Raw genomic sequence first — 17,991 nt, 5'->3', positions numbered from 1 at the left:
GGGGCCGTCGCCCGGGGTGAGAGGGTGCCGCGTGCCCGGGAGGCTGTCGCCCCCGCGAGGGATGCCGCAGTCGCGAGAGGCTGTCACCCGCGTGAGTTCCTCTCGCCGGCGGGGCAGGGGCTCGCCGTCAGGCGTCCGCGCACAGGTCGGTGAGGGTTCGTTCGGTGGGCGCACCCGGGCGGAAGGCGTAGACGTCGCCCGGTGTCCACTGGCCGCCGTCGAGGCGGACCGTGCGGACCGCGAGGGTGTGGGTGCCGCCGCCCTCCCGGGCCACGAACAGCTCGTTGTAGCCGTTGCGCTCATCGGTGTCCCGGCTGGCCAGCGCGGGTGCGCCCGCGATCCGTACGGTCCACGGCGGCCCCGCCCCGAGCAGCCGCTCCGCGGCGGCGAAGGCCTCGTGCGTGTGGCCGTGCAGGACGAGCGAGGTCCTGGCCGCGGCGAGCGCGCGCCTGGCCTGCCCGGCGTTGACGACCCCGGAATAGGGCGCGACCTCCACGGTCGGAACCGGCGTGAGCGGGTGGTGCAGCGCGGCGACGGTGACGTAGCCGCGCTCGGCGGACAGCCGGTCGAGGACGCCGCGGGCGATGACGGCGGGGTCGTGCCGTTCGAAGTCCCGCACGACGGCCGCGACATCGACGTCGGCGGGCGCACCGGCCGTACCGCCGCCGCCTGTACCACCGCCGCCTGTACCGCCGGCCGCCGCCGCGTACCGCTCCTGGATGCCGCGCAGCCGCTCGCGGTCCTCGTCGCGGGCCGCCTCGCCGCCGGATTCCGCGCTGCCGAGCAGCGCGAAGCGCAGTCCGAACCCGGGGTAGCCGACGTAGAGGCGGCGCGCCCGCAGGTCGGCGAGCTGGAGGTCGGGGTGCGGCAGGCCGGCGAAGGTCGCCGCGAACCAGTGGTGCCTGGCCTGCGGCGACGGGTCCAGTGCCAGGTCCCAGGACACATCGTGGTTGCCGCCGACCAGCAGGATGCGCGGGTCGTCGGGGCGCAGGTCGCGGTGCGCGGCGAGCAGTCCTGCCAGTTCGTCCAGCCAGGCGCGGGCCAGGGCGCCGTGCGCGTCGGAGGGCCGGTCGACGATGTCGCCGGTGACGACGACCAGGTGCGGGGCGCGGCCCTGCGCGGCGAGTTGGCGTACGTGGTCCAGGTAGCTGTCGAGCGCGGTGCCTGCGCCGGCGAGGGCGGCGAGCTTGTGGCCCGCCTGCGTACGGTCCTTGGTGTCGACCGTGGCGGACAGCCGCCCGCCGTGGTGCAGGTCGGATATGTGGTGGACGCGCAGCACCTCGGGCAGGTGCCGGGCGAGCACCGGGTCGTCGGCGAGGGAGGCGCCGGTGCGCCCCCGGCCGGACCTGTCGGCGGACGCGGCGGCCCCGCCGCCGGACGCGGCCCCGTACGCCGTCACCCCGGCGGCGGACCGGTACGCGGACGCCGGGCCGACGGTCGCGCGGACAGCGGGATCGGCCGGGACGGGCAGGCCGGCGGCACGCCAGCGGGCGGCGCGCAGGGCGGCCCGGTGCTGCTCGCCGAGCCCGTTGTGGAACCACTGCTGGATGTATTCGTGCCGGTCCTCGGCCACTTCGGCGGCGGCGCGCAGCAGCGCCTCGGGGTCGGTGCGCAGCGCGGGGCGCTCCTCGGCGCTGTGCAGGACGAGTTCGAGCAGGAAGGGGGTGTGCATCCAGCCGGCTTCCGCGTCGCGCAGCCAGTCCACCAGTGCGGGCGCCCACTGCGGCGCCCTGGCCGCCATCCGCGCGGACTCCCCGGCGTCGAGCACCGGCGGGCGCAGGACGTCCTTGTTCGCGTCGGGGCCCAGGTGCGGGACCAGCAGGGCGCTCTCCGCCGGGGTGGCGAGGACCAGGGCGGTGGCGCCGGTGTCGCCGATCCGGTGCAGGCCCTCGGCGAGCACCTCGGGCGCGAGGCCGGGGCCGCCGGGCCGGGCGAGTGCGGGTTCGTCGACGATGACCAGCTGCCCTTCCTGCACCGGCGGCGCGGACTTGACGCCGGTCAGGCAGCCGAGCCTGGTCTTGCGCACCGACGCGGAGGACCGCAGGTCGACCCGTACGGTGCCGCCGTCCGGCCGCAGATCGGCGATGCCCTGCGCCAGCCAGGTCTTGCCGGCCCGGCGCGGCATGACCACCAGCCAGGCCGCGCTGTTGGGCGCGGCGCCCTCGGCGGGCGGCCGGATCCAGCTGGGCGTCCGCCCGCCGCCGAGCCTGATGTCGAGGTCGGCGCGGTAGGACTGGCTCGGCCGGAAGACGCTCATGCAGGTAACTCCCCGTCACGCAGTTGGATTTCGTTCCTGGCGATCCAGTCCAGCAGCGGTGGGTCGTCGAGCCACTCCTCGCCCGGCCGCAGCAGGCCCACCTCGCGCAGGTCCTCGCGCTGTGCGGGGGTGGCGTCGCGGGGCACGGTGCCGGGTGCGGTGAGCAGCGCGGCCCGCCCCGCCGGGCCGATCTCGGCCCAGCGGGACTGGAAGTACGACGACCACTCGGTGAGCAGCCGCCGGTCGAGCAGTTCGCGCAGTGCCCCGGAATCCGAGAGCGCGCGCAGGTCGTTGCCCTGGACGGCACTCACCACGGCGTCGCCGGCCACCTGGAGGTAGAAGGGCCAGCTGCCGACGGTTCGCACGATGTCGGCGGCCGCGGTGTCGCGGGCGAGGGCCACGCCGAGGTTGGCCGCGGTGCCGGACAGGAAGTCCAGTGCAGCTTCCCGGTCGAGCGGGCCGAGCAACCGGGCGTTGACGTCATTGCCGAAGCTGGAGCCCGGCACGGTCAGCGCCCGGCGCACCACGGTCCGCCAGTCCTTCTCGCTGCCGGTGTAGAGCAGCCAGGCACCGGCCTGGCCGAGGTCGCGCAGCCAGGACACCGCGGCCGGGCTGTAGCCGGCCAGCCGCCCCACCTCGTCCAGCAGGAAGACCAGCCGGGAACCGCCCGCGGTCCCTGCGGCCTTGTCGAGCAGTGCCTCGGCCGGGCTGCCGGCCTGCCGCATCCCGCGGTCGAGCAGCGCGGCCAGCGCGTCGGGGCTGTCCACCGCGTCCTTCAACGGCGGTACGAGCAGCCGGTGGATCTCCCGGCGGCTGCCTTCCGCGGCCAGGCGCCGCGACAGCTCTTCGAGCACCCAGGTCTTGCCCGCCCTGCGCGGCCCGAGCAGCGCGACCGAGGCGCCGGTGGCGTGCCGGTCGCGCAGCCATGCGAGGACGTCCTCCCGGCCGACCGGGCGGCCCCTGCCGGACCCCACATGGAATTTCTCGGCGGCCCGCGGGGCGTCGTCGATGGTGAACGGCCGCCGGGGCTGCGGCACATGCTCGTCGCGCTCCCGTAATCGCGCGGCCAGCCGGTCCAGCGCGTCGCTCTGGCCGCGTCCTGTGGGTTCGCCGTCGAGCAGCGCGATCTGCAGCTCGACGGGGCTGAACGCCCGCAGGGCGCGGCCGGGTTCGAGGTGGCCGCGGGGGGTTTCGACGCCCAGCGCCTCGTAGGCCCGTCTGTCCCGCTGGTCGAGGACGAGCAGGTCCGTCACCGGTGAGCGCAGCTGGGTGAAGTACGCGTCGGCTTCCACGGTCAGCACGACCTGGATGCCCGCCCGCGCGCCCTCGCTCATCAGCAGCGTCAGGTCGTCGCGCATCCGCCCGTAGTCCCAGTCGGCGAACTCCGCGAAGGTCTCCCAGCGGTCGAGCAGCAGCACCAGATACGGCAGCCGCCGCCCTTCGGGCACGGCCTGGCGCTGGGCGGCGATGTCGCTGAACCCGCTCTCGGCGAAGACCTGTTGGCGGCGGTAGAGGGCGGCGGTGAGCCGGCTGGTCAGCCGCGCCATGTGGTCGGGCCTGCCCCGGTTGACCACGGCGCCGCAGTGCGGCAGCCGGCTGAGCACCTGGAGCGCGCCGTTGCCGCAGTCGATGCAGAAGAGGTGGACGTCTGCGGTGCTGTGCCGTACGGCGAGGGCCGCGGCGAGCGTGCGCAGGAACTGTGATCTGCCGCTGCGCGGCGCGCCCGCCGCGGCCAGCGGACCGTCCGCGGCGAGGTCGAAGAGCGCCGGCTGCCTGCCGACCTCGTCGGCGAATTCCTGCACCCCGTACGCCACCGGCGCCGGGTCCCGCGGGTCCCCTTCCGGCGCGGGCAGCTCCGAGAGGGTGACCACTCTCGGCAGCGGCTCCGGCAGCGGCCCGGGAAGCGGCCTCACGCCGAGGCGTTGCGCGGCGGTGCGTACCGCCGACACCAGCAGGTCGAGGTCGGTGGCCGTGGCGGCCCCGCCGGAGGGGGACGGGCCGGTCGTGACGGCGGGCGGCAGCAGGCCGGCCGGATCGAGGTCCCTGATCGCGATCACAGGGTCCGGCCGGTGGCCGGAACCCACCACGACCGGCAACGCGGCCTGGAACTCACGCAGTTCCTCCGCGCCGGTGCGTAAGAAGGCCCGGCCGGGGCTCGACCGGGAGATCGCCGCCGCGTCGGGCGCGTCGATGACCGAGGCGCTCTCGCCGGCGCCGGCGACCCGCAGCGCGATCCGCAGGTTGGTGATCGACTGGATGTCGGAGGTGAGCGATCCGCCGGGGCGCTGGGTGGCGAGCACCAGGTGCACGCCCAGCGAGCGTCCGCTCTGGGCGAGGTTCAGCAACCCTGCGACCACGATCGGCAGTTCACGGGCCAGTCCGGTGAACTCGGCGATTACGACCACAAGTCGGGGCAGTGGCGGCAGTTCGCGCCGGCGGTCCCGCAGATCGTGGTAGTCGTCGATGTCCCGTGCCCCGTGGGCGCCGAGCTGGGCCTCCCGGGAGCGCAGCTCGGCCTGCAGGCGGTCGAGCATCCGCTCGGCCTGGCGGCCGTCGAGGTCGGCGATCAGGCTGGTGACATGGGGCAGCGCGGCGACCGCGCCGAAGGCGGTGCCGCCCTTGTAGTCGACCAGGACGAAGATCATCTCGTCCGGCCGGTTGGCGATCGCGAGCGAGGTGATCCAGCCGCGCAGGAACGCGGTGCGCCCCGAGTCGCCGGCCCCCGCGACCAGCCCATGCGGGCCGTGCCTGCGCAGGTCCAGCTCGAACGGCGACCCGTCCGCCTGCCCCACGACCGCGGTGGTCGACCGGGGCACCGCCGACCAGCGGGCGACGATCGGCCCCGGGTCCTCCGGCGACTCCAGGCCGAGCAGTTCCGGCAGCGGCCGGTCCGCGAGATCCAGCGCGCGCTGGACGGCGGCGGCGTTCCGCAGCGGTGCCAGCGCCCTGGCCGGCGTCTCGAACCACGGTGTGCGCGGCAGGTCGGGCACGAACGGATACGGCCTGCCGCAGTCGATCCGCGGGCCGCCGCCGTCGACCGAGATGTCGACCAGACAGCCGTAGCCGTACGGGAGTTGGCGTTCCTCCGTGCCCAGGCAGACGGCGTAGATCCCGGCCGCGGGCCCCTCCTGGAGCAGGCGGGCGACGCCGGGCACCGCGCGCAGCTGCCGGATGCCGTCCAGGATCAGCACGACCGCGGGGCCGTGATACCCGCCGGGCTCCGCGGCCTTGGGACCGGCCGCCGCCGGCGTCCCGAACAGCGGCTGCGGCGCGCCCTGGCGCGGCAGGTCGTCCAGGAGAGCGGCCTGCTCCGCCGCCGCCCGCGCGGCATCCGCCGCGCTCTGCCGGTCGGACAGCAGCAGGAGCAGCGCGCCGATCTGCTGGGCCACGGACGTGGGGTCGGCGTGCACCCGGGGCGCGTCGGCGTCGTCCAGCGCGGAGGAGGAGCGCGGCAGCCACCGCAGCCACCGCCAGTCGGCGGCGCCCGCGGTGTCGGTGAGCACCCGTACGACGACGTCCTCCGGGCTGTGGTGGACGGCGGTCTGCAGCGCGAGCCAGCCGGCGAGCCGCCGGGGCCGGTCCCCGGCGCCCACCACACCGACCACCCCGCGCTGCGGCAGGCTGACCACGGCGGGAAAGGCGTAGTTCCACAGGTCCATCACACCGCCGTCGGCCGGGACGGCGGTGCGCAGGCCGCAGCGCAGGGCGAGGAAGTCCGGGTCCGTCCGGCGGCGCTCCCACAGCCGATGGCTGCGCAGCACCGCGAAATCCCGGACCGCCGCGGCATCGGGGAAGGAGAAGTCCAGGAGCGCGGCGATGTCGTACGCCACCAGGTCCGCCGTGCGCAGCGCGCTGGCCAGGGGCGGCCCCGACCAGGCCAGCGGCATGCCGGCGGCGATCTGGGTCACCCGCCGCGCCCGCAACGATTCGCGCACCTTGCGCGCACGCTGGTCGCGGGTCGCCGGAGTGTGCCACCAGCGGTCCGTGGCCGGGAGGTCGGGGACGGTCAGAGCGGGCCGCGGCCGGCGGCGTGGCGGCCGGGTGAAGAGCAGCGTGCCGCCGTCACCGGGCGGCAGCTGGTCGGGTTCGGCGGGCTCCCGCAACCGCCACTGCAGGCATCTGGTGTCCGTCGGCGACAGGCCGCCGATGTGCCAGAAACCGCCTGCGGCTTCGGGGGGAGCGTCCGGACGGAGCCATATGCCCGCAGCGCTGCTGACCGGGAGCAAGTCCTCCACCTGCGAGCGCGCCAGAACGCCTTCGCCGGACCGCGGCCCGTCCACCGCCCGGTCGGGAAAGCGCGCCACCTCACCGGCACCCTCCCCCGCGACGACCCACAGCGTGGCACCCCGGGTGACGGGCTCGTCGGGCAGGGAGGTGCCGGAGCCGACGCGTACGCCGTCGCGCAGCGGCGACTCCCCGAGCGCCATCCCGCCCGGCAGCGGGCTGTCGCCGATGTAGAGCATCGGGGCGGGGCGGAGCAGATCGTCGCGCGAGGGGTGTTCGGCGAGTCCGGTCCCGGTCGACCCGGTGCGCGGCCCTGATGCGCCCCATGTGAGGAAGAACTGCTCGGCGAGCTGCCGCATCGTCGTGGACTCCGGCGCGGTCAGCTCGATGTCGTGCGCGGTCCCGTCGGGGGTCACCACGGTCAGTGTCCTGCGCATCGACGTCCCACCCCCGTCCTGATGTCCGTCCCCGCCCGGGCTGTTCAGCGGTCCGAGCCGGGCAGCGCGCCCTGGCCGTGCAGTTCGCTGGTGCTGGAGCTGAACGCGGCCTGCCACTCGGCGGTTTCACCGTCGACGTGGCTGCGGACCGCACCCGCCAGCCGGTTGATGAGCGCCAACTGCCGTTCGACCTCGGCTGGTTCGAGCAACCGGCCCGGTGTGTCCAGGCCGGGTCCGGCCCGCAGCACATCGGTGGCCCACTCCAGCCGTACGGCGTTCAGCTCGGTACGCAGGGCGTGGGCGACACCGATGTCCCGCATCCAGCTGGCGGACACCCCGAAGAAGTGGTCGAAGCCCTTGCAGCCCGCGGCGACCGCGAGCAGCACATAGCCCCAGCCCTGCCCCGAGCCGCCGTAGGCGGCCGTGCCGAGCGGCACGGCCGTGCCGGCCACCGCGAAGGCGATGGCCAGGCCCTGGAGCAGCCGGGAGGCGGCGCGCTTGGTCCGCTTGTCGCGCAGATACCAGTCGATGGCGGCCTCGGCGTCCTGCTCGGCCCAGGCGCGCAGCCGGGCCAGCGTCTCGCGCTGCGCGGCCGGGTCGGCGGCCGCGGCGGCCGGCACGTCCGGGAAGGGCTGCGCCTCAAGGTCCCTGCGCCCCCGGCGCGGTGCGCCGCGGCTGTCCGCCGCCGGTGCCCCCGCTGTCGCCGTCGGCCCGCTCTGGCCCGCCATCGCTCCCGCTCCCCTCGCCCTGCCCGGGCCGAGCCGGGTCCCCGCGCGTGAGGCTATCGGCTCGGATCACCGCGGGGCGCGGGAATGCGCCGATCGGCCGCCCGGTTGTACGCCGGGGTCCGGCGCCCCCGCCGTGCCCCGATGTACCCCTCCCCACCCCGACGTAAGGATCGACCGCCCGTGAGCCAGGTCCCCGCCATCACCCTCAACAACGGCGTGCTGATGCCGCAGCTCGGCTTCGGCGTCTGGCAGGTGCCGGACGGCGAGGCGACCGCGGCCGTCGCCACCGCCCTCGACGCCGGCTACCGCAGCATCGACACCGCCGCGGTGTACGCCAACGAGAAGGGCACGGGCCGGGCGCTGGCCGCCTCGGGGCTGCCGCGCGAGGAGCTGTTCGTCACCACCAAACTGTGGAATTCCGACCAGGGTCACGACTCGGCGCTGCGGGCCTTCGACCGCTCGCTGGCCAAGCTGCGCCTGGAGTACGTGGACCTGTACCTGATCCACTGGCCGCAGCCGCGGCGCGATGCGTATACGGACACCTGGCGCGCCCTGGAGCGGATCGCGGCCGACGGCCGGGCGCGGGCGATCGGGGTGTCCAACTTCCAGCCCGCGCACCTGCGCCGGCTGACGGCCGGGGCCGGAGTGGTGCCCGCGGTGAACCAGATCGAGCTGCATCCGCAGCTCGCCCAGGCCGAACTGCGGTCCCTGCACGCGGAATTGGGCATCGCCACCGAGGCCTGGTCGCCGCTGGGCCAGGGCAAAGGCCTGCTGGACAACCCGGTGATCGGGAAGATCGCGGCTCGGCACGGGCGGACCGCGGCGCAGGTGGTGCTGAGGTGGCACCTGCAACTGGGCAATGTCGTCATCCCCAAGTCGGTGACGCCGTCCAGGATCCGGGAGAACATCGATGTCTTCGGCTTCGAGCTGCCCGAGGAGGACCTCGCGGAGCTGGCCGCCCTGGACGACGGCACCCGGCTCGGCCCCGACCCGGACGCGGTCGGCTGATCCCATACGTAACAGCGGCGCAAGCCCCGGAGAGGCTGCTGTTCATCAGCGGCATCTAGCATCGGCTGCATGCTGGACTATGACGTGGAGGCGGCGCGCTACGACGCGACGCGGGGCGGCATACCGCGGGCGCTGTCGGCGGCCCGGGCCGTGCTCGCGCTCGTACCCGATCGGGCCCGCACCCTGCTCGACGTCGGGTGCGGTACCGGCCTGGTGACCGAACGGCTGGCCCGGCCGGGCCTGCGGGTCTTCGGCGTGGACGCGGCGCCCGAGATGGCGCGTACGGCGGCCGGGCGGGTCGGCGGCGCGGTGGTGCGCGGAAACTGCCACCGGCTGCCGTTCGCCGATGAGTCGCTCGACGCGGTGAGCGCGGTGTGGCTGCTGCATCTGCTGCCGGACGCGCTCACGGTGGTCGCCGAGTGCGCCCGGGTGCTGCGGCCCGGCGGGGTCTTCGTGACCACCGTCGACAAGGACGCGGGGCACGATGTGAACAGCGACGTCGACCAGTTGCTCGCCCCCTACCGGGTGCGCAGGGCGTACGACGCGGCGCCGCGGGTGCTGGCCACGGCCTGCGAGCACGGCCTGAGCCGGGTGGGCGAGGCCCGCTTCACCGGCCACGGGCAGGGCAGGTCCCCGTACCGTACGTCCGGTGACGTGACCCGCGGCTATTTCGCGTCCGCGCTGGCCCTGGACGAGACCCAGACCTCGGCACTGGCCGACCGGCTGTCCGCGCTTCCCAACCCGGACGTCCCCCGCGCGGACCCGGTGTACCGCTTGCTGGCGCTGCGTAAGTCGGTGTGACGCCCGAGCCGGTGGAGTGGGCGGCCGAGGAACGAGGCCACCCGCGAAACCGGCAAGCAGGAACACCGACCCGCAAACACAGCGGTGTGACACCCGAGCCGGTGGAGTGGGCGGCCGAGGAACGAGGCCACCCGCGAAACCGGCGAGCAGGAACACCGACCCGCAGACACAGCGGTACAGCCAAAGGCCGTTCAGGTGGTCAGGTTGGCCAGGGCGGCGGTGAGCCATTCCTCGACTGCCGCGTGGGTGACGCCGAGGGCCGTGAGGGCCTGCGCCGCGCGGTCCTGGTCGTCGCTGAGCACGCCCAGCAGGATGTGCTCGGTGCCGATGTAGTTGTGGCCGAGGCGCAGCGCCTCCCGCAGCACCAGTTGCAGGATCTTCTTGGCGTCCGGGCTGATCGGCAGATTACCGGTGAGCGGCTCCTCCTCCTCGCCGGCCGTGGCGACGGCGGCGCGTACCGCCTGCGGGCTGGTGCCCAGGTCGATGAGGGCGCGAGCCGCGAACGTGTCCTGCTGGCTGAGCAGGCCGAGGACCAGGTGCTCCGGCTCGATGGCGCCGTGCCGTGCCGTACGGGCCTCTTCCTGCGCGTCGGCGACGGCCTTGCGGGCGCGCGGGGTGAAGCGGCCGAAGTTGGCCTCGACGTTGAGCCCGAGGTCTTCCGGGAGCTTGGGCACGAACCGCTTCTGCGCCGCCTGCTTGCTGACGCCCATGTGCTGGCCGATGTCGGTCCAGGACGCGCCGGCCCGCCGGGCCTGGTCGACGAAGTGCCCGATCAGGTGGTCGGCGATCTCGTCCAGGTGCGCGGCGACGGTCACCGCGTGTTCGAGGTCGGCGAGGGGGTCGCTGCCGGGGTGCTGCTGCTTGACGTAGTCGATGAGGTCGTCGAGTCGTACCGGGTGCGATGTCATGCGTCAACCGTAAGTTGACGCTCCCTCAGTCGTCAACCTGCCGTTGACGATTCAGCCTTTCTTGACCGATCGTTCTCATTGACCGTAGGGTCGCAGCCATGGCCAGGACCAAGGAATTCGACCCCGACACCGCACTCCAGGCGGCACTTGAGCTGTTCTGGGAGCGGGGTTACGAGGCCACCTCGATGTCCGCGCTGGTCGAACGGCTCGGCGTGGCCAGGGCCGGGATCTACGCCGCCTTCGGCAGCAAGCACGAGCTGTATCTGCGCGCCCTGCGCCGCTACGGCGAGCGGTGCGACCCGGTCCTGCTGGAGGAACTGTCCCGGCCGGGACCCGCACTGCCCGCGGTCAGGGCGCTGGTGACCCGCTTCGCCGAGGAGTCGGCGGCCGACGACCTGCGGCGGGGCTGCTTCATAACCAACACCGCGGTCGAACTCGCCCCGCACGACCGGGCCGCGGCCCGGCGCGTCGAGGCCAGCTGGGACGTCCTGGAGACCGCGCTGACCTCGGCGCTGCTGCGCGCCCGGGCGCAGGGCGAACTCACCGCCGGCCGCGAGCCGCGGACGCTGGCCCGGATGCTGCTGGTGCTGCTCCAGGGCATGCGGGTGGTCGGCAAGGCCGGCGGCGACCAGGAGCGGGCACGGGACGCGGCGCGGCAGGTGCTCGCCCTCATCGGCTGAGCGGGGCCGCGGTCGTTCACGCGGCACCCGTACGACCTCCTTCCAGAACGTTCATTCTCACCAGGAGACACCCATGTCCGAGAGGTTCACCGGTCGGGTTGTACTCGTCGCCGGCGGCGGCAGCGGGATCGGGCGGGCCGTCGCGCTCGCCTTCGCCCGCGAGGGGGCGCTGGTCGCGGTGGCCGGCCGCACGCGGGCCGCGCTCGACGCGACCGTCGCCCTGGTCGAGGCCGGCGGCGGCACCGCGGTGGCGGTCACCGCCGACGTCACCCGCGGCCCCGACGCGGAAGCCATGGTCGCGCGGACCGTCGCCCGCCTCGGTTCGCTCGACGTCGCCGTCAACGGCGTCGGCATACTCGTGGCGCCCGGCCCCGTAGGCGACATGGCCGAGGACGCATGGCGGCGCACCGTCGACACCAACCTCACCGGGCTGTGGCTGTCGATGAAGCACGAGATCGCCCACATGCGGCGGCACGGCGGCGGCGCCATCGTCAACATCGCCTCCAACATCGGCGCGCACCGGCGGGCGCCCGGCCTCGGGGCGTACGCGGCGAGCAAGGCCGCGGTGAGCGCGCTGACCCGCAGCGCGGCGCTGGACCACATCGCGGACGGCATACGGATCAACGCGGTCAGCCCGGGCCCCGTGGACACGCCGATGTCCTCGCGCCCCGGCGAGACCCCGGCGGCGAAGGCGGCCCGTATGCGCGCCGACCTGCCGCTCGGCCGCGCCTCCACCACCGCGGAGGTCGCGGCCGCCGTCCTCCACCTGGCCTCGCCCGAGGCGGCGTCGACGGTGGGCACGGACCTCGTCCTGGACGGCGGGGCCACCGCGTAACCGGCTGCCGGAGGAGCCCGGGAGGCGTCGGGCGGTACGTATGTGTGTCGGGGGTACGTGTCAGGCCGCGATCGGGCGGACGCCCGTGGTCGCGCGGGCGGCGACGTGTCCGGGCACGAGCGTACGCAGGGCGCGTTCGGCCGCCGGGTCGGCCGGTGTGACCGCGATCAGGCGCTGGTCGAAGCCGCCGGGCACGGCCAACGCGTCGTAGTTGACAGTCAGTTCGCCAACCGCCGGATGCGGCACGCGCTTTGTGCCGTGGTCCCGCTCCTTGACCGTCTGGTCGTCCCACCAGGTCGCGAAGTCCGCGCTGGCCGAGCGCAGTTCGGCGATCAGTTCAGGCAAGGGGAGGTCGTCGCGGTGCCGGGCCGGTTCGCCCGCAGATTGCCGACCGTCTCCCGGTCGACCCGCGCCCAGTCGAGCTGCATCGCCCGTACCGGTGTCGGCAGGAAGAGGGCGCGGGCCAGATTGTCCGCGCCCGGCGTGCCGTAGTCCGCGCCGAACAGCGCCGCGGCTGCCGCGTTGTGGGCCAGCACGTCCAGCCGGAAGTCCGGGACGTACGCGGGCAGCAGCGGCATCCCGTCGAGCAGGGCGCGCAGCGAGCCGCCGACCAGCGGCCGGTCGTACAGCGGCAGCGGCACCCCGCCGCGGCCGATCAGATGCAGGTGCCGCACCTCGGCGGGCGACAGCCGCGGCGCCCCGGCCAGCGCGTCCAGCACCGCCGCGCCGGGTGTGCCGACCCGGCCCTGCTCCAGCCGGATGTACCAGTCGATGCTGACCGAGGCGAGCTGGGCCACTTCCTGGCGGCGCTGACCGGGGGTCCTGCGCCGGGCTCCGGGCGGCAGTCCGACGTCCTGCGGGGTCAGCCGTGCCCGCATCGCGCGCAGGAACTGCGCCAGTTCCGCCTGCCCGCCCGCCTGACGGCGACCGCCCGCCGCTGAGGGCCGCCCGCGCAGGATCCGCCGACGGCGCGGGCTCAGGACTGGGGGGACGTGCGCGACAGGCCGCCGCGGGGGCGGAGGACCGGGGCCGCGGCCGGCGGGTCGGTGGCCGGCGCGGGAGACGGTGCCAGCCACGTACGGAACACCGTGTGCAGCGACTCGGCCCCGACGATCGGCTCCGCCGGGAGCGGCAGTTCGGCCGGGGCCAGCACGAAGGGCAGGGACTGGGGACCGCCGAGGCCCCCGTGCGACCCGGCCTGCTCCTCGAAGGCGTGCACGGCCCCGGTCAGGGGGTCCACGGCCGAGTTGATCATCAGGTCGGCCGTATGCGGAAAGCCGTGCACCCGCAGCACCGCGCCCGCCGCGCCCGCGCCGAAGCACGCCAGCGGGTCCGTCCCCGTCACCCGCCCGGAGTCCAGCTCGTGCTCTGCGCCGCCCGGGCCGAGGACCAGTGGCCCGCGCTGCGCGCTGCGTACGAGCACGAAGCCGATCCCCGGGTGCGCGGTGAGCGTGGGCAGCAACCGGGGGCAGCGCCGCTCGATCTCCTCCAGCGTCGCCCGGCCGGCGATGTCGGGGAAGGCGACCAGGCCGAGGTTGCCCGAGGCGAGCACGATCGGGTCGGACGGCGGCCCCTCGCAGGCGGCCTCCTCCGCGGGCCGCCGGCCGCGCTCCGGGCGGCGCAGGGCGCTGCGGGCCGCGGCCCGCGCCTCGGCACCCGTACGCCGCCCGGCCCGCCGCCCCGACTCCCGCCCGGCGGGCGGCAGCCCGCACCCGGCGCGTACCAGCTCGCGCAGCCCCGTACCGTACGCGTCCTCGAAGGTCTCGCCGCCGCTCTGGCCGTGGTCGGAGAGCAGCACGATCCGGTACGGCCTGGGCGCGTAGCGTGCCGCGTCGGCGATCAGCCGGACCGAGCGGTCGAGGCGGGTGAGGATCTTGCGGGCGTCCCTGCTGCCGGGGCCCGAGTGGTGGGCGACCTCGTCGTAGGCGACCAGGTCGGCGTAGACGGCGGTGCGCCCGGCGAGCATGTCGCCGACAACCGCGGCGACGGCCACGTCCCGCTCCACGACCGTGGCGAAGGCCCGCAGCACCGGGTAGATGCCGCCGCGCTTGATACGGGGGCGGTCCCTGCGCAGCCGTGACGCACTGGACTCCACGACCTCCCGGCCGACTTCCGCGACGAACGACCAGGCGGTGCGCACCGCGTTGGCGGGATCGGAGAAGTAGGCGAAGTAACCGGACCTGGACCGGCTGAACTTCCCCCGCTGGGCCGCCACCGACATCACCAGCGCGGACTGCTCCGCGCCGCCGGTGAAGAGATTGCCGCGGCTGGCGCCGTCCATGGCGAGCAGGCCGGGCGAGCCGGTGCGTTCGACCGCCCGGCGCTCCAACTCGGCCGCGGTGGAGGGCCGGTTGCACACCATGACCTGGCCGGTCTCCTTCTCGAACCAGCGGAAGGCGGGCACATCGTGGTTGCTGCCGTGCAGGATCGCCAGCTGGCTCGCGCCTGTCTGGCTGCTCCAGTCGGTGTGCCACGCGGTGAGCCGGTGGGTGCTGCCGAGCCAGCCGGCCAGCGTGGGCATCGCGGGCGCGCCGCAGGTCAGGGCGGAGCGCAGCACATCGTGGCCGACGCCGTCGAGTTGGAGGAAGACGGTGCCCGGGGCGGTCGGCAGCGGCGGGTCGCCCGCGTGGCGGCGGCGCCGGCCCGCCAGCCGGGCCAGCCGCCGCCCGTAGGCGGCGTCGTCGCGCACGGCGAGCGCGGTGCTGGTCGCCGACGACGCCGCCGACATCACGGCGGCGATCACCACGGCGGTCGCGGGCGTGACCGCTCCCCTGCCGTCCGGGGTGACGCTCAGCGCGACCAGCAGCAGCGAGCCGTTGAGGAAGAACACCAGCGCGCCGAGCACCAGCGCGGGCACCAGCAGCAACGCCCTGACCAGCAGCGGCCACACCAGCGCGCTCAGTACGCCGAAGGCGCCCGCGCCGATCCCCGCGGTGACCGCGATCTGGGTGGGGCTGTCGCCGTCCGGCGCCTCAAGGCGGAAGTCGGGGAGGAGCCAGGCCAGAACGGCGAGGGTGGCGGAGGCCACCGCCCATACCGCGAGCACGCGTCCGACGGCCCGCACAGCGCTGCGCCCCGCGGCCCGTCTCCGACTCTCTCCCGGCTGAGGCACGCCTCCACCCTGCCATATCCGTACCGCGGGACCCGTACCGCCGGACCTGCGGCGGAGGGCATACGCTCGGGTCGCGCGGGAAGGGACGCGGCGTGGCGGGGGGCGCGGCTCCGGACGAGGCGCGGAGGCGGCGGCGCGGGCGGCTGCACAGGTGGCGGACGGTACCGGTGGCGGACACGGCGGAGGGACGGGCGCGGTGGCGGTGGAGATCACGTGGTGGGGGCATGCCACGGTGACCGTGCGGGACTCCGGCATGCGCGTGCTCACCGACCCGCTGTTCGCACGCAGGCTGGCCCATCTGCGCCGGCGGAGCGGTGCGGTGCCGCCGCCCGAGGCCGCCGCGGCCGACGTGGTGCTGGTGTCGCATCTGCACGCCGATCATCTGCACATCGGGTCGCTCGCCAGGCTCGCGCCCGGCACCCCGGTGCTGCTGCCGCGCGGCGCCCTCGCGGCCGTCCCGGGGCTGCGCCGGGTGCGCGACCGGCTGCGGCTGACGGAGGTGGCGGCCGGCGAGTCGCTGGTATTCGGGGCGCTGACCGTACGGGTGGTGCCGGCCGCGCACGACGGGCGGCGGCTGCCGGTGGGGCCGCAGCGGGCGCCCGCGCTCGGCTACGTGGTCGAAGGGGCCGCACGGACGTACTTCGCCGGGGACACCGGGCTGTTCGACGCGATGGCGGAGGCGGTCGGCCCCTGCGACGTCGCGCTGATGCCGGTCGGCGGGTGGGGTCCGTTCCTGGGCCAGGGGCACCTGGACGCCGCGCGGGCGGCGCAGGCGCTGGTGCGGCTGGCCCCGCGGGTGGCGGTGCCGGTGCACTACGGGACCTTCTGGCCGGTCGGGATGGACGCGGTCCGGCCGCACGAATTCCACACCCCGGGCGACGAGTTCGTCCGGCTCGCGGCGGACGCGGCACCGGGGGTCGCTGTGCACCGGCTGGCGCACGGGCAGAGCGTCACGGTCGCGGACACGGCCGGGCGGGAGACCGCAGGGTGATCGCCTTCCTGGCGGCGGCCGCGGCGAATCCGCCGCCCTCGGAGGGCGCGCAGCAGGCGGTGGGCTATCCGTCGCTGTTCCTGCTGGTGGCGCTGGGTTCACTGGTGCCGGTGGTGCCGACCGGGGCGATCGTCTCCAGCGCGGCGGTGGTCGCCTTCCACCAGACCGATCCCTTCGCACTGCTCGGCGTCTTCTGCGTGGCGTCCTTCGCGGCGCTGCTGGGCGACATCGGGCTGTATCTGCTGGGGCTGCGCGGCGTACGGTCGCGCGGCGGCTCGCGCTGGCTGCACCGGCTGCAGCAGCGGGCCGACGAGCACACGCTCGCCGCCGCCCAGCGGCGGCTCGACGAGCACGGGGCGGCGGTGCTCGTCCTCTCCCGGCTGGTGCCGGCGGGCCGTATCCCGGTGATGGTGGCGTGCCTGATGTCCGAGATGCCGCTGCGGCGGTTCGTGCGCGGCGATGTGCCGGCGTGCCTGGCGTGGGCGGCGACGTATCAGCTGATCGGCATCCTGGGCGGCTCGCTCTTCCCTGAGCCCTGGCAGGGCGTGGCCCTGGCGGTCGGCCTGACCTTCGCGATCGCGGCGGGGCCGGCGGTGTTCCGGCACTTCCGCAAGGCCCCTGCCGGGGGGTGAGGGGTTGTCACCGGCGTGAGGCCTTCTTGCGCGGGGCGCACGTATGGGGGGGTGAGGCCCTCTCACGGGCGTGAGGCTGCCTTACGAGGGTGAGGCCCGCATACGGAGGTGAGGCGCCCTCACGGGAGCGAGACCCCCTCACGGACGTGACGCCCCCCGCTGGCGTGAGACCCCTTCGCGCGAAAGGCGGGCTACCCCGCCGCCGCGCGGGTCAGGCGGCGGGAGGCGCCTACGGGGAGGTCCCACAGGGAGTCGCGGGGGAGGCCGGCGGCGGACCAGGCGGTGCGGAGGCGGGTGAGGGGTTCGAGCGGGGGCTCGCTGGAGAGCAGGAACGTCGCCCAGTGCATCGGGGCCATCGCGGCGGCGCCGAGGTCGCGGAAGGCCTGGACCGCCTCCTCCGGGTCGGTGTGGACCGCCCGCAGCAACCGCCGGGGCGCGTACGCGCCGATCGGCAGCAGGGCCAGGTCGATGCCGGGGTGGGCGCGGCCGATGTCGGTGAAGCAGTCGCCGTAGCCGGTGTCGCCGGCGAAGTAGACCCGCGGGCCCGCCGGGTCGGTCAGGACCCAGCCGCCCCACAGCGACCGGCAGCTGTCGGTGAGGCTGCGCCGGCTCCAGTGGTGCGCGGGGACGAAGTCGAAGCGGACGCCGTTGATCTGGGCGGCCTCCCACCAGTCCAGTTCCGTCACCCGGGTGAAGCCGCGGCGGCGGCACCAGGCGGCGAGGCCGGCCGGTACGAGCAGCGCGGTGTCGCGGGGCAGCCGGCGCAGGGTGGGCGCGTCAAGGTGGTCGTAGTGGTTGTGGCTGATGACGACCGCGTCGACCGGGGGCAGCGCCTCCCACGGCACACCCACCGGCGTGATCCGGGCGGGGGTGCCGGGGATGCGGCGCGACCAGACCGGGTCGGTGAGGACGGTCAGCCCGCCCACGCTGATCACCCAGCTCGCGTGGCCGGCCCAGGTGAGGCCGATGGTGCCGGGCCGCGGCTCGGGAAGCGGGCCCGGGTCGACCGGCAGCAGCGGCACCTGGCGCAGGGTGTGGGCGGGCGGGCGGATGACGCACTCGCGGACAGTGCGGACCAGGGTGCGCAGGCCGGGCAGCGGTTCGGTGAGCCGGTCGGCGAACGATCTGGGCCAGACCCGGTGCTCGCCGGGCGGACGGGGCGCGGCCAGGGTCCGTTCGCTCTGATCGGTCATCGGGACTCCGTCCGTGCGGTCCGTGCTCCGGTCGTGGTCGGCGGGTCGTCGCGTCGTCGGCTGGTCGGCTGCTCGGCTGGTCGGCTGGTCGGTGCGTTGGCGAGTTGGCAGGTCCGGCGGGGCGCCGGTTCGCGGGTTCAGACACGTCGGGTGATCCTCTCCAGCAGCGGGAGAGCGGCCGCCAG

Annotated in this window: 12 protein-coding genes and 1 pseudogene; 6 read left to right on the top strand and 7 right to left on the bottom strand. The window is 75.1% G+C overall.

Going from position 1 to position 17,991, the window contains the following annotated elements; translation table 11 throughout:
* Positions 1-127: 127 nt before the first annotated feature.
* From V7E46_RS13475 to V7E46_RS13465, 3 genes are read right to left on the bottom strand one after another with little or no spacing between them, the layout of a single operon-like run.
* Complete coding sequence (locus V7E46_RS13475) at positions 128-2,257, bottom strand: metallophosphoesterase family protein (protein WP_333768634.1); 2,130 nt, start codon at positions 2,255-2,257, stop codon at positions 128-130.
* Complete coding sequence (locus V7E46_RS13470) at positions 2,254-6,918, bottom strand: FtsK/SpoIIIE domain-containing protein (protein WP_333768633.1); 4,665 nt, start codon at positions 6,916-6,918, stop codon at positions 2,254-2,256. The genes V7E46_RS13475 and V7E46_RS13470 overlap by 4 nt, the downstream gene beginning before the upstream one ends.
* Positions 6,919-6,962: 44 nt before the next feature.
* Positions 6,963-7,646: an SLATT domain-containing protein gene (locus V7E46_RS13465; RefSeq protein WP_333768632.1), complete on the bottom strand. Its 684-nt coding sequence runs from the start codon at positions 7,644-7,646 to the stop codon at positions 6,963-6,965.
* A gap of 180 nt (positions 7,647-7,826) precedes the next feature.
* Between V7E46_RS13465 and V7E46_RS13460 the strand changes: the two genes are divergently transcribed.
* Both V7E46_RS13460 and V7E46_RS13455 read left to right on the top strand, forming a co-directional pair.
* A complete protein-coding gene (locus tag V7E46_RS13460) occupies positions 7,827-8,654 on the top strand; it encodes an aldo/keto reductase (RefSeq protein ID WP_333768631.1) in 828 nt (275 codons plus the stop codon).
* Between the two features lie 69 nt (positions 8,655-8,723).
* Positions 8,724-9,455, top strand: coding sequence for a class I SAM-dependent methyltransferase (locus V7E46_RS13455; RefSeq protein ID WP_329173441.1), 732 nt, complete (start codon positions 8,724-8,726; stop codon positions 9,453-9,455).
* A 191-nt stretch (positions 9,456-9,646) separates the two neighbouring features.
* On the opposite strand, the gene V7E46_RS13450 is transcribed toward V7E46_RS13455, so the two are convergent.
* On the bottom strand, positions 9,647-10,363 hold the full coding sequence (locus tag V7E46_RS13450; protein ID WP_333768630.1) for a Clp protease N-terminal domain-containing protein: 717 nt from the start codon (positions 10,361-10,363) through the stop codon (positions 9,647-9,649).
* Positions 10,364-10,461: 98 nt separating this feature from the next.
* On the opposite strand from V7E46_RS13450, the gene V7E46_RS13445 reads away from it, so the two are divergent.
* Both V7E46_RS13445 and V7E46_RS13440 read left to right on the top strand, forming a co-directional pair.
* Positions 10,462-11,043, top strand: a complete 582-nt coding sequence (locus V7E46_RS13445; RefSeq protein ID WP_333768629.1) for a TetR/AcrR family transcriptional regulator — start codon at positions 10,462-10,464, stop codon at positions 11,041-11,043.
* A 73-nt stretch (positions 11,044-11,116) separates the two neighbouring features.
* A complete protein-coding gene (locus tag V7E46_RS13440) occupies positions 11,117-11,878 on the top strand; it encodes an SDR family NAD(P)-dependent oxidoreductase (RefSeq protein ID WP_333768628.1) in 762 nt (253 codons plus the stop codon).
* Positions 11,879-11,938: 60 nt separating this feature from the next.
* Here the strand turns inward: V7E46_RS13440 and V7E46_RS13435 are convergent.
* Together V7E46_RS13435 and V7E46_RS13430 are read right to left on the bottom strand one after the other, a co-directional pair.
* Positions 11,939-12,456, bottom strand: a pseudogene (locus tag V7E46_RS13435) (MmyB family transcriptional regulator).
* Between the two features lie 398 nt (positions 12,457-12,854).
* Entirely contained in the window at positions 12,855-14,924 is a 2,070-nt protein-coding gene (locus V7E46_RS13430; protein ID WP_333768627.1) for a phage holin family protein, read from the bottom strand.
* 262 nt (positions 14,925-15,186) lie between these two features.
* Here V7E46_RS13430 and V7E46_RS13425 point away from each other — a divergent pair, with 262 nt between their 5' ends.
* Both V7E46_RS13425 and V7E46_RS13420 read left to right on the top strand, forming a co-directional pair.
* A complete protein-coding gene (locus V7E46_RS13425; protein ID WP_333768626.1) occupies positions 15,187-15,981 on the top strand; it encodes an MBL fold metallo-hydrolase in 795 nt (264 codons plus the stop codon).
* Entirely contained in the window at positions 15,978-16,613 is a 636-nt protein-coding gene (locus tag V7E46_RS13420) for a DedA family protein (RefSeq protein ID WP_443054147.1), read from the top strand. Before V7E46_RS13425 ends, V7E46_RS13420 begins: the two co-directional genes overlap by 4 nt.
* A gap of 191 nt (positions 16,614-16,804) precedes the next feature.
* Here V7E46_RS13420 and V7E46_RS13415 read toward each other — a convergent pair whose 3' ends face one another.
* The gene (locus tag V7E46_RS13415; RefSeq protein WP_329173452.1) at positions 16,805-17,806 is read right to left on the bottom strand and encodes an MBL fold metallo-hydrolase; all 1,002 of its coding nucleotides are present in this window, start codon (positions 17,804-17,806) and stop codon (positions 16,805-16,807) included.
* Positions 17,807-17,991 lie beyond the last annotated feature (185 nt).

It is taken from the genome of Streptomyces sp. IBSBF 2435 (genome assembly GCF_036815005.1).
In the GTDB taxonomy this organism is placed as follows: Bacteria; Actinomycetota; Actinomycetes; order Streptomycetales; family Streptomycetaceae; genus Actinacidiphila.
This window is presented reverse-complemented; position numbering and strand designations above follow the sequence as displayed.